The sequence below is a fragment of the Bradyrhizobium sp. 25ACV genome, assembly GCF_054863005.1.
This window is the reverse complement of record NZ_JAVAYO010000003.1, coordinates 466,157-491,364: the sequence shown is the minus strand read 5'-3', so window position 1 is coordinate 491,364 and position 25,208 is coordinate 466,157. Positions and strand designations below refer to the sequence as shown.

The window sequence follows — 25,208 nt, the reverse complement described above, 5'->3', positions numbered from 1 at the left end:
TATGGAGATCGGTCCACATGAAGACTTTTCGCCTTCTGACCGCGGTCAGCATCGCAGCGCTCATTGCCGCCCCCTCAGTCGCTTCGGCCCAGCAAAAGACGCTCTACGTCGCCGGCTATGGCGGCTCGTTCGAGAAGACGATCCGCGACGAGGTGATACCGGCCTTCGAGAAGGAGAACGGTGTCAAGGTCGAATACGTCGCCGGCAACTCCACCGACACGCTGGCAAAACTCCAGGCGCAGAAGGGCAACCAGCAGATCGACGTCGCCATCGTCGATGACGGCCCGATGTACCAGGCGATCCAGCTCGGCTTTTGCGGCAAGCTCGATGGCCTGCCCGCCGATCTCTACGACACCGCGCGCTTCAAGGACGATCGTGCGGTTGCGATCGGCATCGTCGCGACAGGGCTGATGTACAACACCAAGGTGTTCAAGGAGAAAGGCTGGGCGCCGCCGACCTCGTGGAATGACCTGAAGGACACGAAATACGCAAAACAGCTGGTGATCCCGCCGATCAACAACACCTACGGTCTCGAAGCCCTGGTGATGCTGTCGAAGATGAACGGCGGCGGCGAAACCAATGTCGATTCCGGCTTCAAGATCTTCAAGGAACAGATCAATCCGAACGTGCTCGCTTACGAGCCGTCGCCGGGCAAGATGACCGAGCTGTTCCAGTCGGGCCAGGCCGTGATCGCAGTGTGGGGCACCGGTCGCGTGCAGAGCTTCGCCAACACCGGCTTCCCCGTCGACTTCGTCTATCCGAAGGAAGGCGCTGCGACTCTGCTGACCACGGCCTGTCCGATCACCAAGCCCAACGCTTCGCCGCTGGCATCAAGCTTCGTCAAGATGCTGCTCGACCCCAAGATCCAGCTCGTGATGCTGAAGGATTACGGCTACGGCCCGGTGCTGAAGTCGCTGGTGATCCCGCCGGAGCTCGGCAAGATGGCGCCGATCGGCGAGCGTGCGGCCAAGCTCTATAATCCGGACTGGACCGTCATCAACGAGAAGCGCGAGGAGTGGACCAAGCGCTGGAATCGCGAGGTCGAGCGTTGATCTGATCGTCGCAGCGGAGACAGCGTATGGCCTATCTCGAGCTCGATCGGGTCGCCAAGCAATTCGGGGCGCAGACTGTGGTCGACGACTTCAGTCTGTCGGTGGGGAAGGGGGAGTTCATCTCCTTCCTCGGCCCCTCCGGCTGCGGCAAGACCACGACCCTGCAGATGATCGCGGGCTTCCTCGATCCCACCCGCGGCGCCATCCGCCTCGAGGGCAAGGACCTGACCGCGATCCATCCGGCCAAGCGCGGGCTCGGTATCGTGTTCCAGAGCTACGCGCTGTTTCCGCACATGACGGCGGCGGAGAATGTCGCCTTCGGTCTCGAGATGCGCAACGTGGCGCGCGCTGAACGAGCCGAGCGCGTTCGTGCCGCGCTCGCGATGGTCGGCCTTGCCGGCTTTGAGGACCGCCATCCCCGCCGCATGTCCGGCGGCCAGCAGCAGCGCGTGGCACTCGCCCGCGCGCTGGTGATCAAGCCGAGCGTGCTGCTGCTCGACGAGCCGCTGTCCAATCTCGACGCAAAACTGCGCGAGGAGATGCAGATCGAGCTGCGCCAGATCCAGCGCACCATCGGCACCACCACGATCCTCGTCACCCATGACCAGAACGAGGCGATGTCGCTGTCCGATCGCATCGTGGTGATGAGCCAGGGCAAGATCGAGCAGATCGGGACGCCGCAGGAGACCTACGAGAAGCCGGCCTCGGCCTTCGTCTCGCAGTTCCTGGGCAAGACCAACGATTTTGCCGCGGCGGTCGATTGGTCCGCCACGCCAGCGCGGGTGACGGCGGGCTCCTGGAGCGCGCCGGCTCCGGCGGGCTTCAGCGGCGCCGTCACTGTCAGCATTCGCCCTGAAAGAATCGGCTTCGGCGATGCCGGCCTCAGCGCAAAAATCGTCACGCGCATCTTCCAGGGCAATCACTGGCTGTTCCAGTGCGACAGCGAATGCGGCCCGGCGATCGTGATCCGCCAGAATGACGGCAAGGCGCAGCCGGCCGAGGGCGAGACGGTTCGCCTGACCTGGCGAGCCGAGGACATGAGCGTGCGCGCGAGGGCCGTCGCATGAGCGCGGCCGCCGAGGAGCGCAGCGCGCGTGCGCCCTGGGCGCTGACGGCGCCTGCCCTGATGCTGTTCGTCGGCGTGCTGCTGATTCCGCTGGCGATGACGGTGATGCTGTCGTTCCACGATTGGGGCCAGTACAAGGGCATCGAGCCGGTCTTCATCCTCAAGAACTGGCACGAGATCGCGACCGATCCCTATTACGCCGAGATGTTCTGGCGCACCTTTCGCATCGCGATCCTGACCACGCTGCTCACCGCGCTGCTCGGTGCGCCAGAAGCCTACATCCTCAATCGCATGAGCGGGCGTTGGAAAAGCTTCTTCCTGCTCGTCATCCTCGGGCCGCTCCTGATCTCCGTGGTGGCTCGCACGCTTGGCTGGGCGCTGCTGTTTGGCGGTAACAACGGCCTCGTCAACAAGCTCTTGATGTCGCTCGGGGTGATGCGTTCCCCCATTCCCTTCATGTTTACCGAGACGGGCATGATCATCGCGCTCGCCCATGTGATGATGCCGTTCATGGTGCTGTCGGTGTGGGCTGCGCTGCAGCGGCTCGATCCGCAGATCGAGAATGCCGCGATGTCGCTGGGCGCCGGCCCCGCGACCATCATTCGCCGCATCATCATGCCGCAGATCATGCCGGGCGTGCTGTCGGGTGCGATCATCGTGTTTTCGCTCTCGGCCAGCGCGTTTGCGACGCCTGCGATCATCGGCGGCCGCCGGCTCAAGGTCGCAGCGACGCTCGCCTATGACGAGTTCCTCAACACGTTGAACTGGCCGCTAGGCGCGGCGGTCGCGACGCTGCTACTGGTCGCGCTGGTGCTGATCGTCGTCGGCAGCAATGCGCTGATCGAGCGGCGCTACGCGGAGGTGTTCCGATGAGACGGAACGGCCCGCTGGCGCTGATCTTCCATACCTTCTTCGTCATCGTCATGGTGGCGCCGATCCTGGTGGTCTGTCTCGTCGCGTTCACGCCCGAGGGCTTCCTGTCGCTGCCGACCAACGGCTTTTCGCTGCGCTGGTTCAGGACGATCGCGAACTATCCCGAGTTCATCCATGCCTTCTGGGTCAGCCTCGGCCTCGGCGCGCTGTCATCCTTCGTGGCGCTCCTGTTCGCGGTGCCGGCGGCACTGGCGATCGCGCGCTATCGATTCCGCGGCCGTGATGCGCTGGCCGCGCTGTTCCTTTCGCCGCTGATGATCCCGCATGTCGTGCTCGGCATCGCCTTCTTGCGCTTCTTCACCTCGGCCGGCCTCGGCGGCAGTTTTGCCGCGCTGATCATCGCGCATGTGATTATCGTGTTTCCGTTCGCGCTGCGGCTGACGCTTGCGGCCGCGACAGGCATGGACCGCACCGTCGAGATAGCGGCGGTCTCGCTCGGCGCCGGCGGTTGGACGCTGTTTCGCCGCGTGACCTTGCCGTTGATCCTGCCCGGCGTCATCAGCGGCTGGGCGCTCGCTTTCATCCAGTCCTTCGACGATCTCACCATGACCGTCTTCCTTGCAGCACCCGGCACCGAGACGCTGCCGGTGCGCATGTTCCTTTATATCCAGGACAACATCGATCCGCTGGTGACGTCGGTCTCGGCCTGCGTGATCGCTGTTACCATGACCGCCCTCATTCTGCTCGACCGCTTCTACGGGCTCGACCGCGTGCTCGCCGGCAAGGGCGGCGATACGGGGCGATAGGAGAACTTATGCGAACGGATTACGACGTCGCCGTCGTCGGCGGCGGGTTGCTCGGCTCCGCGATTGCCTGGGGCCTCGGCCGGCTTGGCAAGTCCGTTGCCGTGCTCGACGAAGGCGACATCACCAAGCGCGCCTCGCGTGCGAACTTTGCGCTGGTCTGGGTCCAGAGCAAGGGGCTCGGCATGCCCGCCTATACGGTGTGGACGGTGCAGGCGTCGCAGGCTTGGGGCCGGCTTGCTTCCGAGCTGAAGCAACAGACCGGCCTCGATGTCTCGCTCCAGCAGAATGGCGGCTTCCACCTCACGCTCGGCGAGGACGAGTTCGGCCAGCGTACCGAGCTGGTCAAGCGCATGCACAATCAGGCCGGTGCTGCCGACTACAAGATGGAGATGCTCTCCGCATCCGAGGTGAAGAAGTCGCTGCCGCTGATCGGACCGGAGGTTTCCGGCGGCAGCTATTGCCCGCTCGACGGCCACGTCAATTCGCTGCGCACGTTCCGCGCCTTCCACACCGGCTTCAAGGCGTTCGGCATCGATTATTTTCCGGAGCGACCGGTCTCCGCGATCAGCAAGAGCGGCGGCGAATTCCGCCTGACCACGCCGAAGGGCGAGCTGCGCGCGGCCAAGATCGTGCTTGCCGCCGGCAATACCAATCAGACGCTGGCGCCGATGGTCGGCCTCTACGCGCCGATGGGCCCGACCCGCGGCCAGATCGTGGTGACTGAGCGCACCATGCCGTTCCTGCCGCATCCCCTCACCACGATCCGTCAGACCGACGAAGGCACGGTGATGATCGGCGACAGCAAGGAAGACGAGCTCGATGATCGCGCGCTGAAGCATTCGATCAGTGCCGTGATGACCGATCGCGCCCAGCGCATGTTCCCGCATCTGTCGCGGCTCAATGTGGTCAGGAGCTGGGCCGGCATCCGCGTCATGCCGCAGGACGGCTTTCCGATCTACGACCAGTCGAAGACGCATCCCGGCGCGTTCGTCGCCTGCTGCCATTCCGGCGTGACGCTGGCCTCCAACCACGCCTTCGAGATCGCGCGCATGGTCGCGGCTGGCGCGCTCGAGCCGGAGCTGGTCGGTGCGTTCTCCGCCAGCAGGTTCGGCGAGGCAGGCGCTGCGAACACTAGAGAATTTTAAGGAGCCACGAGGCATCCCATGTTTAGACGATCCGAACAGGACAAGCGACCGCAGGTCGAGATCTTCGTCGACGGCGTTGCCGTCGCGGCGCGCCAGGGTGACACCGTCTCGGCTGCGCTCTTGGCCTCCGGCCGCGACGCACGGCGTTCGACCGCTGTGAGCGGCGCGCCGCGTCTGCCCTATTGCATGATGGGCGTGTGCTTCGACTGCCTCGTCACCATCGACGGGGTCGGCAACAGGCAGGGTTGCCTCGTGCCCGTCGCCGAGGGCATGCAGATCGAAATTCAGAAGGGCAAGCGGGAGATCGGAAAATGACTGTGGCTCCCAAGCGCGAAGCCTATGACGTCGTGGTGATCGGCGCCGGACCCGCGGGCCTTGCCGCCGCTGCGACATCGGCCGAAGCCGGCCTGTCCACGCTGCTGCTCGACGAGAACATCGGCCCGGGCGGCCAGGTGTTCCGCGCAATTTCGTCCACACCGGTGACCGATCGCAATCAGCTCGGCGCCGATTATTGGGTCGGTGCCGATCTCGTGCAGACGCTGCGTGCGACCAGCGCCGAGGTCATCCATCGTGCCACAGTCTGGAGCCTCGACCGCAACCTCGAGATCGCCGTCTCGGTCGGCGGCGCGTCCGCCTTCGTCAAGGCGCAGCGTGTGATCCTTGCGACTGGCGCACTGGAGCGGCCGTTTCCGATTCCCGGCTGGACGCTGCCGGGCGTGATGACCGCGGGCGCGGCGCAGACGATGCTGAAATCATCGGCGCTGGTGCCGGATGGTCGTACAGTGATCGCAGGGCAGGGGCCGCTGCTGTGGCTGCTCGCCACGCAGATCGTGCGCCTCGGCGGCCGCATCGACCGCATCCTCGACACCACCGAGCGCGGCAATTACTTCGCGTCGCTGCCGCACGCCTTCGCATTCCTGACCTCACCCTATTTCACCAAGGGCCTTGCGATGATGCGCGAGGTGAAGGCGAAGGTGCAGGTCGTCTCCGGCGTCACCGAGCTAGCGGCGTCCGGCGACGGCCAGCTCGCCAGCGTGAGCTATGTTACGGGCGGCAAGCGCGAGACCATTGCCGCGGATTTGCTGCTGCTGCATCAGGGCGTCGTACCCAACGTTAATCTCGCAATGTCCGCAGGTGTCGAGCATCGCTGGGACGATCTGCAACTGTGCTGGTCGCCGGTGCTGGATGCCGGCGGCAGTTCGTCGGTCGCCGGCATTGCGATCGCCGGTGATGGCGCCGGCATCGGTGGTGCCAATGCCGCCGTGGTGCGTGGCCGCATTGCGGCGCGCGCAGCGGTCGATGCGTTGGCACCCGCGGCTGCCGCAAAACTGCCGTCGATGGCAGCGTTGCGTACTGATCTTGCCAAGGCCGAGCGTGGCCGCGTCTTCCTCGATACGCTGTTCCGACCCGCGCCGCAGTTCCGTATTCCCTCCGGCGACACCATCGTCTGCCGCTGCGAAGAGGTCTCGGCAAAGGACATTCTCGACGCGGTCGCCATCGGTGCAACCGGCCCCAATCAGCTGAAAGCCTATCGCCGCACCGGCATGGGCCCGTGCCAGGGCCGGCTCTGCGGCCTCACCGTCACCGAACTGATGGCGCAGGCGCGCGGCAAGACTCCGCAGGAGATCGGCTATTACCGGCTGCGCGCGCCAGTGAAGCCGATCACGCTTGCCGAGCTTGCGGCCGTTCCGAAGAGCGAGGCCGATATCAAGGCGGTGGTGCGCGGATGACGAGGTGCGTGGATGCGATCGTCGTCGGCGGCGGCATCCACGGATGCTCTACCGCGTTGCATCTGTGCCTCGCCGGCCTTCAACCGGTGTTGATCGAGAAGGATTATGCCGGACGCCACGCCTCCGGCGTCAATGCCGGCGGCGTCCGCCAGCTCGCGCGGCACATCCCCGAGATTCCGCTCTCGATCCGCTCGATGGGAATCTGGGAGAAGATCAAGGATCTCCTCGATGACGATTGCAGCTTCGAGAGCCACGGCCAGGTGCTGGTCGCCGAGAACGAGGAGGAGCTCGCGGTCTGCCGCGCGCGTGTGGCCGAACTCAATGCGCTCGGCTTCACCCACGAAGAGCTGATCGACGCGACTGAATTGCGCCGGCTGGTGCCGGCGGTTGCCGAGACGTGTCCCGGCGGCGTGGTTTCGCGCCGTGACGGCGCGGCCAATCCGGCGCAGACGACGACGGCGTTTCGGCGCAAGGCCGAGCGACTCGGCGCCACAGTGCGTGAAGGCGTGGCCGCCAGCAACATCCGGTACAGTGATGGGCTCTGGCATGTCGACGTCGGCACTGAAACCTTTGCCGCGCCGGTGCTGGTCAACGCTGCCGGCGCCTGGGCCGGCAAGATCGCGGCCGCACTCGGCGAGCCCGTGCCGGTCGAGACCGTGGCGCCGATGCTGATGATCACCTCGCGCGTGCCGCACTTCATCGACCCCGTCGTGATCCTGCGTGGGCGTAAACTATCCTTCAAGCAATTCTCCAACGGCACCGTGCTGATCGGCGGCGGCCATCTGGCGACGCCCCATCAGGATCGCAACGAGACGGTGCTGGACTGGAAGAGCCTCGCCATCAGCGCCCGCACCGTGTTCGAGCTGTTTCCGGTGATGCGCAGCGCCACCATCGTCCGTGCCTGGGCCGGGATCGAAGCGAAGATGAAGGACGATATTCCCGTGTTCGGGCCGAGCAGCCGTCACAGGGGCCTCTATCACCAGTTCGGCTTCTCGCTCCACGGCTTTCAGCTCGGCCCCGGCGCCGGTGCCGTCATGGCGGAGCTGATCGTCAACGGCGGCACCCAGACCCGCATCGGCGATCTCGGCATCGACCGTTTCCATCCCACCACGCTCTAGCAACAAGAGGACATCATGAGCATCACCCGCAGCATCCGCACGCCCATCATGCACCGCGCCGTCGAGGCCAATGGCTTCGTCTTCCTCGGCGGCACCATTGCCGACGACACCTCGGTCTCGATGGGTGACCAGACTCGCAACATCCTCGGCAAGATCGCCGGCTATCTGAAGGAAGCCGGCACCGACAAGAGCCGCGTCGTCAGCGCCTCGATCTTCGTCACGGATCTCTCCAAGAAGACGGAGATGGACGCGGCCTGGACCGAATTCTTCGGTGACAATCTGCCGACCCGCGCCACGGTCGGCGTCGCCGATCTCGGCGGCAGCGCGCTGATCGAGGTGGTGGTCACCGCGCTGAAGGGCTGATCGCGGCAGGCCGAGGAGGGACGTCGGAGCCGGCCGCGCTGTCGTCTCTCGGCCGCCTTGATCTCGGCCTTCGATGGAATTACTTAGAGAGTTCATCAGCCAGGAACTTCGCAGCCATGGATTTTACCCCGACCGCAAAGCCCATCCGCCTTGCTCACGGGGAATTCCATGCCTGCTTCAATCATCCTGTCGAATCTGTCGCTGTCCACGCCTGACGGCCGTCCTCTTCTCTCAAACATCGATCTGACGTTCGGCGCCGAGCGGATCGGCCTGGTCGGCCGCAATGGCGTCGGGAAGACGACACTGCTCGCGTCGATCTCCGGGGAGCATCTTCCCCAGGCGGGGCGCGTCGTCGTCAACGGAACCGTGGGGTTGCTGCGCCAGGATGTCCAGCTCCTTGCGGGTGCGACGGTGGCCGATCTGTTTGACGCGCGACGTCAGCTCGCGCTGCTTCGCCGGGCCGAGCGGGGAGAAGCCTCGGCCGACGACCTCGCCGAGGTCGACTGGACTCTCGAGGCACGCTTACAGGCTGCGCTTGCGCGTCTCGGGTTTGATCTCGCTCCCGATACCGAGCTGTCACGCCTGTCCGGCGGCCAGATCACGCGAGTTCGCCTCGCCGCATTGGTCTTTGCCGAGTCGGACTTCCTGCTGCTGGACGAGCCCACCAACAATCTGGACAGCGACGGCCGCAAGGCCGTGATCGATCTCCTCGCCGCCTGGCGCGGCGGTGCGATCATCGTCAGCCACGATCGGCGCCTGCTCGACACGATGGATGTGATTGTCGAGCTGACGTCGCTCGGAGCCGCGCGATACGGTGGCAACTGGAGCAGGTTTCGCGAACAGAAGGCCGTCGAGCTCGCTGCCGTCAGGCACGACCTCGCGCATGCCGAGAGGCGTCTGTCCGAGATCGGCGGCAAGGCGCAGGAAGCCGTGGAGAAGAAAGCGCGCAAGGACAGCGGCGGCAGGAAGAAGCGCGCCAAGGGCGACATGCCGCGCATCCTGGCGGGGGCGCGCAAGGATCGCAGCGAGGATACCGGCGGCAAGTCCGCACAAATCGCCGAGCGGCTGCGCGCGGAAGCGTTTCAAGCCGTCGACGAGGCGCGCCGGCGCATCGAAATTCTTCAGCCACTCTCGGTCAAGCTGCCGGCGAGCGGCCTGCCGGCGGGCAGGGAGGTGCTTTGGCTCGACGGCGTCAGCGCCGGCTATCGGCCGGAGCAGCCGGTCTTGCGCGATCTCTCATTCGCCGTCGTCGGTCCGGAGCGCGTCGCGCTGGTCGGGCCCAATGGCTCCGGCAAGACGACGCTGCTGAAGCTCATCGCCGGCGAGCTGCCTCCGCTCTCGGGCATCGTGCGGGTCAGGCCGGATTTCGCGCTGTTCGACCAGAAGGTCAGCCTGCTCGATCCCGCGATCTCCATCCTGGACAATTTTCGGCGCCTCAATCCGAGGGCGGGTGCGAATGAGTGCCATGCCGCGTTGGCGCGGTTCATGTTTCGCGCCGATGCCGCCTTGCAGGCAGCCGGAAGCCTCAGCGGCGGGCAAATGTTTCGCGCGGGCCTCGCCTGCGTGCTGGGCGGGTCATCGCCGCCGGCGCTGCTGATCCTGGATGAGCCGACCAATCATCTCGACATCGAGTCGATCGAAGCGGTCGAAGCAGGCTTGAGGGCCTATGACGGCGCGCTGCTCGTCGTCAGTCATGATGAAGCGTTCTTGCAGGCGATCGGGGTCACGCGACGGCTCGACCTCGCCGCCAAGGTGCTGCGCACTCACGGCGGGATCGTCTGATCCCGCCCGGCGGTCCTGATATGGCAGTGATTTTCAAAAACCCGACGCCCTGCCCCCAGCGCGTCGGGTAGAAAAAATGAGTATCAATCCGTGATCCCAACGCAACTGTTGTGACGCGTCCCGCAGCAATTGACCACTCCGGGAAACTACCGCGTCGGAATCGCGCTGAGCCGGCTGGTTTGCAACCTACGATGCTGCACTCCCGCCCGGCTCCATCGCTTCGCCGATCTCGAGCGGATGGGCCATGGTCTCGTGCAGCGCCTCGCGGTCGAGCTCGCCTTCGGAGATGCTGATGACGACGCAGGCGACGCCGTTGCCGATCAGATTGGTCAGCGCGCGGCATTCGCTCATGAACTTGTCGATGCCGACCAGGATCGCGATCGACTGGATCGGGATGTCAGGCACGATCGAGAGCGTCGCGGCGAGCGTGATGAAGCCCGCGCCGGTCACGCCAGAGGCGCCCTTCGAGGTGATCATGGCGATGCCCAAAATGCCGAGCTCCTGCCAGATGGTCAGATGCGTGTTGGTCGCCTGGGCCAGAAACAGCGTCGCCAGCGTCATGTAGATGTTGGTGCCGTCGAGGTTGAAGCTGTAGCCGGTCGGAATCACGAGGCCGACCACGGACCGCGAGGCGCCGAGATGCTCCATCTTCTGGATCATCTGCGGCAGCACCGTCTCGGAGGACGACGTGCCGAGCACGATCAGCAGCTCGTCCTTGATGTAGGCGATGAAGCGGAGGATCGAGAAGCCGGCGAGCCGCGCGATCGCACCTAACACCACGAGCACGAACAGCATGCTGGTGAGATAGAACGTGCCGATCAGGGCGGCGAGATTGATCAGCGAGCCGAGGCCGTAGGCGCCGACCGTGAACGCCATCGCGCCAAAGGCGCCGATCGGGGCGACGCGCACGATGATGCGGATGATGCCGAAGAACATCTTCGCGGCCTTGTCGATTGCGTCCGCAATGGGCTCGCCGGCTTTGCCGAGGAAGGCGATGGCGAAGCCGGACAGGATCGAGATCAGCAGCACCTGCAAAAGGTCGCCGCGCGCGATCGCGCCCAAATAGCTGTCGGGGATGATCGCCATCAGATGGGCGACGATGCCTTCTTCCTTGGCTTTGGTGACGTAGTTGGCTACCGAGTTCGGATCGATCGTGGCGGGATCGATATTGAAGCCGCGCCCGGGCTGCAGGATCTCACCGACCAGGAGGCCGACCGCGAGCGCGACCGTCGAGACCGTCTCGAAATAGATCAGCGACTTCAGCCCGACCCGGCCGACGCGCTTGAGATCGCCCATCGAGGAGATGCCGTGCACGACGGTGCAGAAGATCACCGGCGCGATCATCATCTTGATCAGCGCGATGAAGCTGTCGCCGAGCGGCTTCAAGGCCTTGCCGAGATCGGGGTAGAAATAGCCGATGAGCACGCCGAGCGCGATCGCGATCAGCACCTGCACGTAGAGGATCTTGTACCAGGGCTGTTGCCGGCGATGGATGGCTGGCTGGATCGCGACTTGTGTCATAGAGTGGCCCCGGAACGCATTGATTTTGCGTGATCTCGATCTTGCATGGCTTGCATCATGTGATGGTCGCTGCAGAAGCGACAATCACATTTTTGTCTGTTCGCACGAAAGATCGGTCGCTGCACCGCAACTGGGGGGAACATGTCGACTTCATCAGGCGCCGGCCGGCAACAGCAAACCTATTTCCCGCGTTGGACGTTGAAGACCTCAGGCGTGATCATGCCGGAGGAGCGGCTGTCATGGGGACAGACGATCGTCTCCGGTCTCCAGCATTGCGTCGCAATGTCGGGCTCGACGATCATCGCGCCGCTGCTGATGGGGTTCGATCCCAATGTCGCCGTCCTGTTCTCCGGCATCGGCACGCTGATCTTCTTCGTCATCGTCGCCGGGCGCGTGCCGAGCTATCTCGGCTCGAGCTTCGCGTTCATCGCCGTCGTCATCGCCGCCACCGGCTATGCCGGGCAGGGGTCGAACCCGAACTTGTCGGTTGCGCTCGGCGGCATCGTTGGCGCCGGGGTGCTCTATGGCGTGATCGCGCTCATCGTGATGTGGTCGGGGGTCGGCTGGATCGAGCGGCTGCTGCCGCCTGCCGTCACCGGCGCCGTGGTCGCGGCGATCGGCCTCAACCTCGCGCCCGTGGCGGTCAAGGCGGTGAGCGCCGGCACGTTCGATACGGGAATCGGGCTTGGGACCGTCCTGATCATCGGCGTGGTCGCCGTTGCGGCGCCAGGCTTGTGGCGCCGCCTGCCGATCATCCTCGGCGCGATCGGCGGATATCTTTTATACCTGCTGTTCGCCAACGGCCTCGGTTTCGGCAAGCCGATCGACTTCACTCAGCTTTCGGCCGCGCCGTGGCTCGGCATGCCGAGCTTCACCACGCCGACATTCCAGGCCGATGCGATCTTCCTGATCGCGCCGGTTGCGATCATTCTCGTTGCAGAGAACCTCGGTCACATCAAGGCCGTCGGCGCCATGACGGGCCGGAGTCTCGATGCCTATCTCGGCCGCGCCCTGTTTGCCGACAGCTTGGCTACCATCGTGGCGGCCTGCGGCGGCGGCACCGGCGTCACGACCTATGCCGAGAATATCGGCGTGATGGCGGCGACGAAGGTCTATTCGACATTGCTGTTCGCCTTCGCCGCCATCGTATCGATCCTGCTCGGCTTCTCGCCGAAGTTCGGCGCGCTGATCCTGTCGATCCCGGGGCCCGTCATCGGCGGCCTCTCGATCGTGCTGTTCGGGTTGATTGCGGCGATGGCCGGCCGGATCTGGGTCGAGAACAAGGTCGACTTCGCCAATCCTGCAAACCTGATCACCGTCGCCGTGGCGCTGACCGCCGGTGCGGGCGACCTCACGCTCAAATTCGGCGCGTTCACGATCGGCGGCATCGGCACCGCAACTTTTGGCGCCATCATCCTCTACCAGATCCTGACCTCGCCGCTGGCGCGGCGCGCGGAATGAATCCCAGGGATGCACGAAAGGGATGGAACAAAACGCGCCGTCCGTCGATGATGAGACATCCCGGAGAGAACTCATGCCGCAAACCGATCGCTCGACCTCCTTTCCCTCGCGCCTCGTCGGCCAATACGCCCTGGTGACTGGCGCCTCGCAAGGCATCGGTCGCGCCGTCGCCATCCGGCTCGCCCAGGAAGGCGCAACCGTCGCCATCAATTATTTCGAGCACGATGAGCGGGCGGAGGAGACGCTCGCGCTCGCGCGGGCCGCTTCGAGCGATCGCGGCCACGGTGCGCCCGATCATCGCATCGTCAAGGCCAATGTCGGCGACGGGCAAGAGATTGCTGCGATGTTCGAGGCGATCCTTTCGCGCTGGAAGCGTCTCGATTGTCTCGTCAACAACGCCGGCTTCCAGAAGGAATCGCCGAGCGAGGCGCTCGACGTCGAAACTTACCGGCGCATCATCGACGTCAATCTCAACGGTGCCGTGCTCTGCGCCCAGAAGGCGCTCGCGCATTTCGTCGCGCGCGGGGCAGGCGGCAGCATCATCAATTGCTCCAGCGTGCACCAGATCATCCCGAAGCCTGGCTATCTCGCTTATTCGATCAGCAAGGGCGGCATGGCCAATCTGACGCGCACGCTGGCGCTGGAGTTCGCTGGCCGGGGCATCCGCGTCAATGCGGTTGGTCCCGGCGCGATCGACACGCCGATCAACGCGGCCTGGACCGGCGATCCCGAGAAGCGCGGCGTCGTCACCAGCCACATTCCGATGGGGCGTGTCGGCACGCCGGAGGAGATCGCCGCCGTGTTCGCCTTCCTCGCTTCCGATGATGCGAGCTACATCACGGGGCAGACCCTCTACGCTTGCGGAGGCCTGACGCTATTCCCCGAGTTTCGCGAGAACTGGGCGAGCTGACCTCAGTTTGGGACTGTGAGGATGGCGGTCGGGCCGGGTAGGGGTCTGCGGCGCCGTGTGCTATCGACCGTGGACGACGCTGCCGCTATTGGCAAGCGTCGACACATGAAGGGCTCGTGACCACAAGCATCAACATCAATGCCTACAGCGACGCGCTGGTGGTCCTCGGCACGGCCGGTGTCGTGGTGCCGATCGTCCGCCATTGGGGCATCAATCCCGTGCTGGGTTATCTCGGCGCCGGCGCCATTCTCGGCCCGCTCGGGCTCGGTTCGCTCGTCAAGGACCTTCCGTTCCTGTACTGGTTCACCGTCGCGGACGCGCAGAACGTCGAGGGTATCGCCAATCTCGGCATCGTATTCCTGCTGTTCCTGATCGGGCTGGAGCTGTCTTTCAGGCGGCTCGTCACGATGCGACGCCTGGTGTTCGGGCTCGGCGGCCTGCAGGTGCTGGCGACGTCCGCCATGATCTTTGGCGCGGCGCTTCTCGCCGGGCAGAACTCCGATACGGCCGTTATCCTCGGCGCGAGCCTTGCGCTGTCCTCGACGGCGATCGTGCTCGAGCTTCTGTCCGCCGAGAGACGACTTGCGACCACTGCCGGTCGCGCCAGCTTCTCGGTGCTGCTGGCCCAGGACCTCGCAGTCGTTCCCATTCTGGTTTTTGTCTCGGTGCTCGGCGCCGGCAGCGGCGACTCCGTCTTGACGCACATCTCCGGCGCGATCCTGAAGGCCGCGCTGGCCGTCGCTGTCCTCACTCTGCTCGGACGGCTGCTGATGCGTCCGCTGTTCCAGATGGTTGCGGGCACCCACTCGACGGAGCTGTTTGTTGCCGCGACCTTGTTCGTCATCGTCGGCGCAGGGATTGCCGCGCACCAGGCCGGCCTGTCGATGGCGCTCGGAGCATTCGTTGCGGGACTGATGCTGGCGGAGACCGAGTATGGCAAGGCTATCGAGGCCACCGTCGAGCCATTCAAGGGCCTGCTGCTGGGCATCTTCTTCTTCACCGTCGGCATGGCCATCGACTTCCGCGTGTTCATGCGCGAGCCTGGTTGGCTGCTGGCCGCGGTCATCGGCATTCTCGTCGGCAAGGCGATCGTGCTCATCATCCTGGGTCGTCTCTTCAGGCTTTCCTGGCCGGCGGCGGTCGAGATCGGCTTCCTGCTCGGTCCCGTCGGTGAATTCGCTTTCGTCAGCATCGGAATGGCGGCGGCCGGCGGTCTGATCGAGCCTCGCGTTTCGAGCTTTGCCGTCGCCATCACCGCCGTGACGATGGCATTGACGCCGCTTTTGGGCGCGCTCGGACGCCGATTGGCCGCGAAGCTGGGTCCTGAGCGCTCGCCCGATCCCGAACTGGCGGTTCGGCCGCCCGGCGACCGGGCGCAGGCCATCGTGGTCGGCTACGGCCGCGTTGGAAAAGTCGTCTGTTCGCTGCTGACCAGCCATGGCCTGAACTACATCGCGGTCGATCACGAGGCCGTCGCCGTGGCGCGCGACCGCCGCGACGGTCACAAGGTCTATTTTGGTGACGCGACAGAGCTCGGTTTCCTCGAAGCTTGCGGCCTGATGCAGACGACCGGTGTGATCATTACCATCCAGTCGCGGCCGGCGATCGATGCTGTCGTCGAGCGGATCCGGGCGGTGCGGCCGGATGTGCTGATCGTTTCACGTGCGCGGGACGCCGACCATGCCCGCCACCTCTATGCGATCGGCGCAACCGATGCGGTGCCGGAAACCATCGAGGCAAGCCTGCAGCTTTCCGAAGCGGCACTGGTCGGCCTCGGAGTTGCGGTCGGGAATGCGATAGCCTCGGTGCACGAGAAGCGGGATGAATTCCGACTGACGCTGCAGCAAGCCGCCCGCATTGCCGGACAAGAGAAAGTGCGCCCGCTCGATCTCACGGGGCGCCGGTCCCCGCGATAGCCGCCCATCCGGGTCGCTACGCGCTGCGGACTGCGATGATCTGGCAAAACCCGCCCGCGCAGACTACATCTGCGCCATGGCAAACGCTCCATTGGCAAGCTCCCCGCTCCAGGATTTCGTCGACCGGCACGAAAAACTGTTCGTGCTGACCGGCGCCGGCTGCAGCACCAATTCGGGCATTCCCGATTATCGCGACAGCAATGGCAACTGGAAGCGGACCCAACCGGTCAACTTCCAATCCTTCATCTCGGACGAGCATACGCGGCGGCGCTATTGGGCGCGCAGCCTGATCGGCTGGCGGCGGTTCGGCCAGGCTCGCCCGAACGATGCGCATCGTGCGCTGGCCCGGCTCGAGGCGAACGGCCGGTGCGGGATGCTGCTGACCCAGAACGTCGACCGGCTGCATCAATCGGCCGGCTACCGCCAGGTGATCGACCTGCACGGCCGGCTCGACCTGGTTCGCTGCATGGGCTGCGGCCGCAAGACGCCGCGCGATGAGTTTCAGCACGCGCTTGGTCGCGCGAATGCGGCGTGGCTGACGCTCGATGCGGCCGATGCACCCGATGGCGACGCTGATCTGGAGCACGAGGATTTTTCGTCCTTCCAGGTGCCTCCTTGCGAAGCCTGCGGCGGCATCCTCAAGCCCGACGTCGTGTTCTTCGGCGAGAACGTCCCGCGCGACATCGTTGCCACCGCGCAGGATCATCTGGCGCAGGCCGACGCCATGCTCGTCGTCGGCTCGTCGCTGATGGTCTATTCCGGATTCCGCTTCGTACAGGCTGCCGCGCAGCGCAACATTCCGATTGCGGCGGTCAATCTCGGACGCACCCGCGCCGACGATCTCCTGACACTGAAGGTCGAGGAGCGCTGCGAGGCGGCGCTTGCATTCCTGCTCTGATCGCGCGGGCGCCGAACACGTCTTGCCTATTGCATAGGTGCCAAGCAGAATGGCCGGGCGCGGCTTTGTCCTCGTCGTCCATGGCATGGAAATTGCTGCGCTTTCGACCCCAGTCTTGACGATCAGCGCGGAGAATTTGGAATGCTTGAGGGAGCCGAGGTGCGGCTTGCCGTTGATATCGGTGGCACGTTCACCGACATCGTGCTGGACGTGGGGCAGGATCGCAAGACGCGCAAGCTGCTGACGACGCCGCAGCGTCCCGAACAGGCCGTGCTGGACGGGATGCGTCTCATTCTCGCCGATGCGCGCGCGCATATCAGCGACATCGACGTCTTCATTCACGGAACCACGCTGGCGACCAACGCCATCATCGAGCGCCGCGGTGCCAAGACGGCCCTGATTGCGACCGAAGGCTTTCGCGACGTGCTCGATATCGGCACCGAAAGCCGCTACGATCAATATGATCTCGGAATCGACAAGCCGAGGCCGCTGGCGCCGCGCAGCCTGCGTTTCACCGTGCCCGAGCGCGTCGACGCCCACGGCGCCGTCCGTCTCCCGCTCGACGAAGCGTCGGTGCGGGCACTCGCGCCGAAATTGCGCGAGCTGGGCGTCGCGAGCGTCGCGATCGCCTTCCTGCACTCCTATGCCAATCCCGAGCACGAGCGACGTGCGGCCGCGATCCTGGCCGAGGAGATGCCTGATATCTCCGTGACCGTGTCCTCGGCCGTTTGCCCGGAGATTCGCGAGTATGAGCGCACATCGACAGCGGTCGCCAACGCCTATGTGCAACCCCTGATCGACGGCTATCTCGCCCGCATGGCCGACGCCTTGCAGGTCGAGCAGTTCCGCGGCGCCATTTACCTCGTCACGTCCGGTGGCGGCGTCACCTCGATCGAGACGGCACGGCGCTTTCCGGTGCGTCTCGTCGAATCCGGGCCTGCCGGCGGCGCGATCTTCGCGGCGCAGATCGCGGCGCGTCTTGGCGAGAGCAAGGTGCTGTCCTTCGATATGGGCGGCACCACGGCAAAGATTTGCCTGATCGAAAAGTATCAGCCCGAGACCTCGCGCGTGTTCGAGGTCGATCGCGCCGCGCGTTTCCTTAAAGGCTCCGGCCTGCCGGTGCGCATTCCCGTGATCGAGATGGTCGAGATCGGTGCCGGCGGCGGCTCGATCGCCCATGTCGATGCGATGAAGCGCGTCACCGTCGGCCCGGAGAGCGCCTCGTCAGAGCCGGGCCCCGCCTGTTACGGCCGCGGCGGCCAGCGTCCGGCCGTGACCGATGCTGACGTCGCGCTCGGCATGATCGATCCCGATGCTTTTGCGGCCGGGACGATCAAGCTCGACCCGGAGCTGTCGAAGCAGGCGCTGCTGCGCGACGTCGGCGAGCCGCTCGGCATGTCGGCAGAGACTGCGGCCTATGCCGTGCACGAGGTCGTCTGCGAGAACATGGCAAGTGCGGCGCGTGTCCATGCGGTCGAGCGCGGCGAGATTGTCGGCCAGCACACGCTGATCGCCTTTGGCGGCGCGGCACCGCTGCATGCGGCGCGCGTTGCCGAGAAGATCGGCGTTTCCCGCGTGATCGTGCCCTCCAATGCCGGTGTCGGCTCGGCCGTCGGTTTCCTCGCGGCACCGATCGCCTATGAGCTCGTGCGTAGCCGACATGTCCGGCTCGATGATTTCGACACTGAAGTTGTGTCGGATCTCCTGCAGGAGATGGTGACCGAGGCGCGCGCGCTGGTCGAGCCTGGCGCTGCCGGTGCGCCGGTGCGCGAGCGACGTGCCGCTTTCATGCGCTATGTCGGCCAGGGCCATGAGATCTCGGTCGAGCTTCCGAACCGGCGGCTGACGGGGGCCGATCTCGCCGGCCTGCGCCAGAAGTTCGAGGCGGACTATTCCGCGATGTTCGAGCGGCCGATTCCGGGCGCTGCCATCGAGGTGTTGAGCTGGTCGGTGCTTGCGACCACCGAGGCGCGCAATCCGTCCGCCGTTGCCGCCGTCACGCGCAAGCCTGCCGGCAAGGCTATCGGTAGCCGCAAATTCTTCGACGGCCGCGCCGGCGAGGTGATCGAGATCCCGCTCTATCGCCGCGAGGACATGGCGCCGGGCGCGACCATCGCAGGCCCGGCCGTGATCGCCGAGGACGAAACCTCGACCTTCGTCTCCACCAGTTTTGACGCCCATATCGACGGTGCCGGCAGCATCGTCATGGAACGAAAGGCGGCCTGATCATGAGCAAGGCAAATGGCGCGAGCCTGATCGACCTTCAGATCATGTGGCACCGGCTGATCGCCGTGGTCGAGGAGCAGGCCCAGGTGCTGCTCCGCACCGCCTTCAGCCCGATCGTGCGCGAATGCGGTGACCTCTCGGCCGGCGTGTTCGACCTCAAGGGGCGCATGCTGGCGCAGGCCGTGACCGGCACGCCCGGTCACGTCAATTCGATGGCGGAATCGGTCAAGCATTTCATCAATCACTTCCCACTGGATACGATGAAGGAAGGTGACGCCTACATCACCAACGATCCCTGGATGGGCACCGGTCATCTCAACGACTTCGTCGTCACCACCCCCTGCTTCAAGGACGGCAAGGTCGTCGCGCTGTTCTCCTGCACCAGCCATCTCATGGACATCGGCGGCATCGGCTTCGGGCCTGACGCCACCGACGTGTTCATGGAGGGGCTCTACATTCCCATGCTGAAGCTGATCGATCAGGGCGTCGTCAACGAGACGCTGATGGCGATGATCCGCACCAACACGCGGCTGCCGATCGATACCGAAGGCGACACCTATTCGCTGGCCGGCTGCAACGACGTCGGCTGCGAGCGGCTGGTCGAGATGATGACCGAGTTCGGCATCGACACGCTCGATGAGCTCGGCGATTACATCTGCGACCGCTCGCGCGAGGCCGTGCTCGCCGAGATCGCCAAGCTGCCGAAGGGCAGCTGGCGCAACACCATGGTGGTCGACGGCTATGATGCCCCGGTCACGCTGGCGGCGACGCTGACGATCTCGGATGCGGGCATCCATGTCGATTTCGACGGCACTTCCGCGGCCTCGAAGTTCGGCATCAACGTGCCCTTGTCCTACACCACCGCCTACACCGTGTTCGGCCTCGGCTGTGTCGTGGCGTCGCAGATCCCGAACAATGCCGGCTCGCTGTCGCCGCTGACGGTGTCGGCACCCGCAGGCGCGATCCTGAATGCGCCCAAACCCGCGCCGGTCGCCTCGCGCCACATCATCGGCCAGATGCTGCCTGACGTGGTGTTCGGCTGCCTGCGCCAGATCATTCCCGAGCGCGTTCCGGCCGAAGGCACCTCCTGCCTGTGGAATCTCAACGTCCGCGGCCAGACCCGAAGCGGCGTCGGCGGCAATTACGGATTCTCGATGGCGGTGACCTCCAATGGCGGCACCGGTGCGCGCTTCGGCAAGGACGGGCTGTCGGCCACCGCCTATCCCAGCGGCGTGCGCGGCACGCCGGTCGAGATCGCGGAGACGCAGACGCCGCTGATCTTCTGGCGCAAGGAGCTGCGTCCGGATTCCGGCGGGGCAGGGCGCACCCGCGGCGGCCTCGGGCAGATCATCGAGGTCGGCAGCGGCGTCGATGCGCCGTTCGACATCCTGGCGGCGTTCGACCGCATCGATCATCCGCCGCGCGGGCGCGATGGCGGCCAGAACGGCGAGGCCGGCTATGTCGGCCTCAAGTCCGGGAAGAAGCTGCGTGGAAAAGGCTTTCAGCAGGTGCCGCCGGATGACCGGCTGGTGGTGCTGACGCCCGGCGGCGCCGGCATCGGTGCCCCCACGACGCGCGATCGCGCGGCGGTCAGGGACGACATCGAAAGCGGCCTCGTATCTTCAGACAACGCGGTCGAGGTTTATGGGTACACGCGGTGACGCGTCGAAGCGCTTGGTAAACGGAGGGGCTCAATGATCACGCGAAGGAATTTCACCGCGGGCGCAGCGACGCTGCTTGCCGCAGGTCACATCTCGACCCGCGCCCGGGCGGCGACGACGAATTGGGACATGTCGACGGTCTGGCCCGACGGCAATTTCCACACTCAGAATGCGATGGCCTTCGCCGAGGAGGTGAAGAAGCAGACCGGCGGCTCGGTCGCGATCACCGTGAAGGCCGGTGGCCAGCTCGGCTTCAAGGGACCCGAGCATTTGCGCGCCGTGCGCGACGGCCTGGTGCCGCTCGCCGACGTCCTCAACATCCAGCAGGTCGGCGACGAGCCCTTCATGGGCGTCGAGAGCATCCCGTTTCTCTGCGGCTCGGTGGACGAGCTGAAGGTGCTGCACAAATATGTGCGGCCCGAATACGAGAAGATCGCCGCACGCAACAACCAGAAGATCCTCTACATCGTGCCGTGGCCGACGCAGTATCTGCATCTCAAGGCAAAGGTCGGCGACGTCGAGGGTCTGAAGAACATCAAGATCCGCGTGCCCGACAAGAATGCGGTCGATATGCTGAATGCGATCGGCATGGCCGCCGTGATGATCCCCTGGGGCGAAACGATTCCCGCGCTCGCCTCCGGCGCGGTGGCCGGCGTCTCCACTTCGTCGGTGTCGGGCGTCGACGGCAAGTTCTGGGAATTCCTGAAATATGTCTACCCGACCAACCACGTCTGGTCGTCGCAGATGCTCACCGTCAATCTGGATTCCTGGAAGGCGCTCGGCGCCGATCAGCAGAAGCTCGTGGCGGATATCGCCGCTAAGATGGAGCCGGGCTTCTGGGCGAACTCGCTCAAGGCCGACGTCGACAGCCTCAACCGCCTCAAGGAGGGCGGCATGGAGGTTGTGCCGGTCTCGGACGCGATGATGACGGATATCCGGGCCAAGACCGCACCGCAGCTGGATGCCTTCCTCAAGCGCGTGCCGGCGGCCGACAAACCGGTGCGGGCCTATCTCGCCGACATGAAGCGCGGCTGAGGGCGGGATCTTGGTGAGCTTTTCGCCCGAAGCACCGCAAAGCCTCAATGCAGCGGCGCCCGCGCCGCTGCGCATCCTGCTCGATGGCATCGATCGGCTCGGCCGTCTCGACGGCTGGATCGGCGGCGGATGCCTGTTGATGCTGACGCTGCTGATGCTGTGCGAGGTCGCAACTCGCTTCCTCTCGAATTTACTGTCGTTCTTCCCGCCGACGATCTCGATTGCCTGGGAGTACTCGTCTTACCTGATGGCGGCGTCCTTCACCTTCGGCGCCGCCATGACCCTGCGCGTCGGCGGCCACATCCGCGTCGTGCTGCTGCTCAAGAATGCACCAGTGCCGGTGCAGCGCGCGCTCGAGATTCTCTCGGCGGCCGCCGGCTTCGCCTTCATGGCGTTCCTGACCTCCGCCATGGCGAAGTTCGCCTTTGCCGCGTATACGCGCGGCCAGGTCTCGACCTCCAGCGATACGCCGCTGTGGTTTCCGGAGGCCGTCGTCACCTTCGGCATGCTGCTGCTCACGCTGCAATTCCTGGCACGCGCGATCCAGGCCGTGCTCGGTCTGCCGCTGGAGGATCACCGCATGAAGGCCTCTCCCGTCGAATGACCGCCACGCCCGCACCCGGATTCAAGATCGCATGACCATCGAAGTCGTCGCCCTGTTCGCGATCCTGTTTGCGCTGCTGGCCTGCGGCGTGTGGATTGGCCTCACTCTCGCGCTCACCGCGACGCTTCTGCTCGCGATGTTCCGCTCGATCCCACTCGACAAGCTGTTGCCGCAATACGCCTGGAACATCCTGACCACGCAGGAGCTGTTGGCGCTGCCGCTGTTCATCCTGATGGGCGAGCTGCTGTTTCGCACCCGCCTGTCGCGCTCGCTGTTTCAGGGGCTGGCGCCCTGGGCGGGTCTTCTGCCGGGCCGCCTTCTGCATGTCAACGTGATAGGCTGCACCATCTTTGCGGCGATCTCGGGCTCGTCGGCCGCGACCACGCAGGTGATCGGCCGCATGTCGCTCAACGAGCTGCTGCGCCGCGGCTATTCGCGCGACATCGCGATCGGCTCGCTCGCCGGCGCCGGCACGCTCGGCTTCCTGATCCCGCCGTCCAACATCATGATCATCTACGGCGTGCTCGGCGACGTCTCGATCCTGAAGCTGTTCACCGCCGGCGTGCTGCCCGGCCTGCTGCTCGCTGCAACCTTCATGGGCTGGGTGATGCTGCATACCAGCCTCAAGCCCGCGATGGTGCCGGAGACGGAAGCGAAGCTTTCGCAGGTGCCCTGGAGCGAGCGCTTCGCCGCGCTGAAGGACCTCGCGCCGGCGCTGTTCCTGATCGCCTGCGTGCTCGGCTCTATGTATGGCGGGCTCGCGACGCCGTCGGAAGCCGCCGCCGTCGGCGTGCTCGGCGCGGCGCTGGTCGCCTGGGCGCAGGGCTCGATGTCGCAGCAGGTGATGCGCGACGTGCTGATCGGCTCGGTCGTGACCTGCTCGATGATCGCGCTGATCGTGCTCGGCGCCTCGATCCTCGGCAATGCCGCGGCCTTTCTCGGCATCCCGCAGGCGGTCGCCGCCTTCGTGAAGGGCTTGGGATTGTCGCCCTTCATGCTGATCGTGGTGCTGGTCGTCTTCTACCTGATCCTCGGCTGCTTCCTCGACGGGTTCTCGATGATCGTGATGACTTTGCCGATCGTGCTGCCCATCGTGAAGGGGGCGGGATTCGACGAGATCTGGTTCGGCATCTTCCTCGTGCTCGCGGTCGAGATGGCGCAGATTACGCCGCCCGTCGGCTTCAACCTGTTCGTCATCCAGGGTCTCACCGAGGACGGCCTCGGCTACATCGCGCGCGTCACGATGCCCTACCTGATGATCATGATCGGCTTCGTGCTGCTGCTGACGCTCTGGCCCGGCATCGTCACGATTCTACCGCGGGTGCTGTACGGGTAGTCAACATCTCGACGCCGGCACTTTCGACAGCTCCCGGCCAGGCCGTCCGCCCCGCCTACCATCCGTTGTGTTGCCCGACGGGCAAAACACGCCAGCGCTGGGTCGATATCCCTACACAAAATATTCGAATTTACAGAAGTTCGGTTTTGCCGTACAAGCCGAAACATCCCGCCCGCCACAAGGGGCGTTTCGCGATCGTCACGGGACGCGGGCCGGGATGCGGTGGCCGCGACGGCGTCGGCGCGCGTGGTAGCTGCAGGGCGGGAAACCGTGAGCAGCGGCAGGCGCGGTACGACACGGCGCTGACAGCGTCTTCGAATGGCCTCGACGGCGAGCGCACGCCAGCCATGGAGAACCCAGCGAAGATGTGCGCGGACGGAGAAGTCGTGTGGTCCTGACGCCCGGGGTCTGTGCGTCAAGTCCTGCGGTGATGTGGCGGCCAACCGGCGCGCGCATCACACATCCGCAAGGCGACGGGGGCAATAGTGCATCGCTCCCCGAGGAGAGCACGAAGGACACCGTGAAAACCATCGCGCAGGGAAGGCCGGGCGACCGGCACACCTGTCGTCCACCCCGTGCGCGCTTCTTTAGCACACGCGGGACTTCGGGTGCCAGCCGGCGCCCGGCCTTCCCTGCGCCCTTGCTATTATTAGGGCGGAAGAGATCAGCAAAGCTCGGGCAAGTCAGGCCGCGAGAATAAGCAGTCATGTCCATCGCTAAACAACGGTCTCGTGCCCGGACGCAGCGCAACGCGCCGCGTCTTCGCGGCGTGGTGCGCTGCAGAGCCGGGGCCCATGCATCAGCGGAATGTGCGGCCATCTGGGTCCCGGCTCTGCGCAGCAGCGTGAGAACGCTGCAGCGCGTCCGGGACACGAGAGAGGCGCGCAAAACGCTGTCCCGGCCTTGTCGGCAGGGACGACGTCTTGCGCGAGGAGCAGCGAAGGGGTGTTCAGTTCGGCTTACGCCGCCGCCTTCTTGCGCGCGAGCTCGGCCTTGTACAGCTCGAACTCTTCAGCAACCGCCTTCGCAACTGACGGCCGATGGCGCAGGCGCTCGTAATAGGCCTTCACGTTCGGCCATTTCGCGAGCTCGATCGGCGGCGTCGCCATGGTCCAGTTGATGACCGTGACCAGGTAAGCGTCGGCGACGCTGAAATGGTCGAGCAGGTAGTCGCGCCCCTTCAGGTAGTTGTCGAGATAGTCGAGCCGCGACAGGTTCTTCTCGAGGGCATAGGCCTTGGCCTCCTGCGGCGCCTTGCGGTCGAGCAGCGGGATGAAGAGGCCCTTATGAAGTTCGGTGCCGATGAAGCAGAGCCATTGATGCAGACGCGTGCGATCGATGCCTGCCGCGGCGCCGAGCCCGGATTGCGGGAAGCGGTCGGCAACATATTGCAGGATTGCCGCGTTCTCGGTCAGAACCACGCCCTCGTCGGTGCGCAGCGTCGGCACCAGGCCGATCGGATTGACGGCGCGGAAGTCGGAGCCGTCGTTCAGCACGGTCTTGGTCGGCGGGTCGACCTCGAGATAGTTGGCCTCGGCACCGGCTTCATACAGCGCGACGCGGGTCGCCATCGAACAGGCGAGCGGCGAGAAATAGAGATCCATCTGTAGCCTCCTTGGGCAATTCCTGAGATTTCGCTCAACCTGGCCAGATTGATTTTTGTACCATCTTGCATAATATAGGATCGGTCAAGGATTAAATTGCG

Annotated in this window: 21 protein-coding genes; 19 read left to right on the top strand and 2 right to left on the bottom strand. The window is 65.1% G+C overall.

Going from position 1 to position 25,208, the window contains the following annotated elements; genetic code table 11:
- Positions 1-17: 17 nt before the first annotated feature.
- The 10 genes from RAD04_RS09460 to RAD04_RS09415 all read left to right on the top strand — a co-directional run bounded on the left by RAD04_RS09460 (position 18) and on the right by RAD04_RS09415 (position 9,935).
- On the top strand, positions 18-1,052 hold the full coding sequence (locus RAD04_RS09460; protein WP_461623541.1) for an ABC transporter substrate-binding protein: 1,035 nt from the start codon (positions 18-20) through the stop codon (positions 1,050-1,052).
- 26 nt (positions 1,053-1,078) lie between these two features.
- Positions 1,079-2,119 (top strand): ABC transporter ATP-binding protein, encoded by a 1,041-nt coding sequence (locus RAD04_RS09455; RefSeq protein WP_461623540.1) that lies wholly within the window; start codon positions 1,079-1,081, stop codon positions 2,117-2,119.
- Positions 2,116-2,991 carry an ABC transporter permease gene (locus RAD04_RS09450; RefSeq protein ID WP_461623539.1) on the top strand — a complete coding sequence of 292 codons (876 nt, stop codon included), beginning with the start codon at positions 2,116-2,118 and terminating at the stop codon, positions 2,989-2,991. The genes RAD04_RS09455 and RAD04_RS09450 overlap by 4 nt, the downstream gene beginning before the upstream one ends.
- Positions 2,988-3,797 carry an ABC transporter permease gene (locus RAD04_RS09445; RefSeq protein ID WP_018317729.1) on the top strand — a complete coding sequence of 270 codons (810 nt, stop codon included), beginning with the start codon at positions 2,988-2,990 and terminating at the stop codon, positions 3,795-3,797. Before RAD04_RS09450 ends, RAD04_RS09445 begins: the two co-directional genes overlap by 4 nt.
- Positions 3,798-3,805: 8 nt before the next feature.
- Positions 3,806-4,942 (top strand): NAD(P)/FAD-dependent oxidoreductase, encoded by a 1,137-nt coding sequence (locus tag RAD04_RS09440; RefSeq protein ID WP_461623538.1) that lies wholly within the window; start codon positions 3,806-3,808, stop codon positions 4,940-4,942.
- A gap of 18 nt (positions 4,943-4,960) precedes the next feature.
- Complete coding sequence (locus RAD04_RS09435) at positions 4,961-5,257, top strand: (2Fe-2S)-binding protein (protein WP_028140357.1); 297 nt, start codon at positions 4,961-4,963, stop codon at positions 5,255-5,257.
- The gene (locus tag RAD04_RS09430; RefSeq protein ID WP_461623537.1) at positions 5,254-6,672 is read left to right on the top strand and encodes an FAD/NAD(P)-dependent oxidoreductase; all 1,419 of its coding nucleotides are present in this window, start codon (positions 5,254-5,256) and stop codon (positions 6,670-6,672) included. Before RAD04_RS09435 ends, RAD04_RS09430 begins: the two co-directional genes overlap by 4 nt.
- Complete coding sequence (locus RAD04_RS09425; RefSeq protein ID WP_461623536.1) at positions 6,669-7,790, top strand: NAD(P)/FAD-dependent oxidoreductase; 1,122 nt, start codon at positions 6,669-6,671, stop codon at positions 7,788-7,790. The genes RAD04_RS09430 and RAD04_RS09425 overlap by 4 nt, the downstream gene beginning before the upstream one ends.
- A gap of 15 nt (positions 7,791-7,805) precedes the next feature.
- A complete protein-coding gene (locus RAD04_RS09420; RefSeq protein WP_461623535.1) occupies positions 7,806-8,153 on the top strand; it encodes a RidA family protein in 348 nt (115 codons plus the stop codon).
- A gap of 168 nt (positions 8,154-8,321) precedes the next feature.
- Positions 8,322-9,935, top strand: a complete 1,614-nt coding sequence (locus tag RAD04_RS09415; RefSeq protein WP_461623534.1) for an ABC-F family ATP-binding cassette domain-containing protein — start codon at positions 8,322-8,324, stop codon at positions 9,933-9,935.
- A gap of 186 nt (positions 9,936-10,121) precedes the next feature.
- Here RAD04_RS09415 and RAD04_RS09410 read toward each other — a convergent pair whose 3' ends face one another.
- A complete protein-coding gene (locus RAD04_RS09410; RefSeq protein ID WP_461623533.1) occupies positions 10,122-11,456 on the bottom strand; it encodes a dicarboxylate/amino acid:cation symporter in 1,335 nt (444 codons plus the stop codon).
- Between the two features lie 141 nt (positions 11,457-11,597).
- Here RAD04_RS09410 and RAD04_RS09405 point away from each other — a divergent pair, with 141 nt between their 5' ends.
- The 9 genes from RAD04_RS09405 (at position 11,598) to RAD04_RS09365 (ending at position 23,503) form a co-directional block, all read left to right on the top strand.
- Positions 11,598-12,917, top strand: coding sequence for a solute carrier family 23 protein (locus RAD04_RS09405; protein ID WP_461623532.1), 1,320 nt, complete (start codon positions 11,598-11,600; stop codon positions 12,915-12,917).
- A 73-nt stretch (positions 12,918-12,990) separates the two neighbouring features.
- Positions 12,991-13,827 (top strand): SDR family oxidoreductase, encoded by an 837-nt coding sequence (locus RAD04_RS09400; protein WP_461623531.1) that lies wholly within the window; start codon positions 12,991-12,993, stop codon positions 13,825-13,827.
- 116 nt (positions 13,828-13,943) lie between these two features.
- Positions 13,944-15,743: a cation:proton antiporter domain-containing protein gene (locus RAD04_RS09395; RefSeq protein ID WP_461623530.1), complete on the top strand. Its 1,800-nt coding sequence runs from the start codon at positions 13,944-13,946 to the stop codon at positions 15,741-15,743.
- Positions 15,744-15,819: 76 nt separating this feature from the next.
- Entirely contained in the window at positions 15,820-16,641 is an 822-nt protein-coding gene (locus RAD04_RS09390; RefSeq protein WP_461623529.1) for an NAD-dependent protein deacetylase, read from the top strand.
- A 141-nt stretch (positions 16,642-16,782) separates the two neighbouring features.
- Complete coding sequence (locus RAD04_RS09385; protein WP_461623528.1) at positions 16,783-18,867, top strand: hydantoinase/oxoprolinase family protein; 2,085 nt, start codon at positions 16,783-16,785, stop codon at positions 18,865-18,867.
- 2 nt (positions 18,868-18,869) lie between these two features.
- The gene (locus RAD04_RS09380) at positions 18,870-20,528 is read left to right on the top strand and encodes a hydantoinase B/oxoprolinase family protein (protein WP_461623527.1); all 1,659 of its coding nucleotides are present in this window, start codon (positions 18,870-18,872) and stop codon (positions 20,526-20,528) included.
- Positions 20,529-20,561: 33 nt separating this feature from the next.
- Positions 20,562-21,563: a TRAP transporter substrate-binding protein gene (locus RAD04_RS09375; protein ID WP_461623526.1), complete on the top strand. Its 1,002-nt coding sequence runs from the start codon at positions 20,562-20,564 to the stop codon at positions 21,561-21,563.
- Positions 21,564-21,573: 10 nt separating this feature from the next.
- Positions 21,574-22,167 carry a TRAP transporter small permease subunit gene (locus RAD04_RS09370; RefSeq protein ID WP_461623525.1) on the top strand — a complete coding sequence of 198 codons (594 nt, stop codon included), beginning with the start codon at positions 21,574-21,576 and terminating at the stop codon, positions 22,165-22,167.
- A 31-nt stretch (positions 22,168-22,198) separates the two neighbouring features.
- On the top strand, positions 22,199-23,503 hold the full coding sequence (locus tag RAD04_RS09365) for a TRAP transporter large permease (RefSeq protein ID WP_461623524.1): 1,305 nt from the start codon (positions 22,199-22,201) through the stop codon (positions 23,501-23,503).
- 959 nt (positions 23,504-24,462) lie between these two features.
- On the opposite strand, the gene RAD04_RS09360 is transcribed toward RAD04_RS09365, so the two are convergent.
- Positions 24,463-25,107: a glutathione binding-like protein gene (locus tag RAD04_RS09360; protein WP_461623523.1), complete on the bottom strand. Its 645-nt coding sequence runs from the start codon at positions 25,105-25,107 to the stop codon at positions 24,463-24,465.
- Between the last annotated feature and the right edge of the window lie 101 nt (positions 25,108-25,208).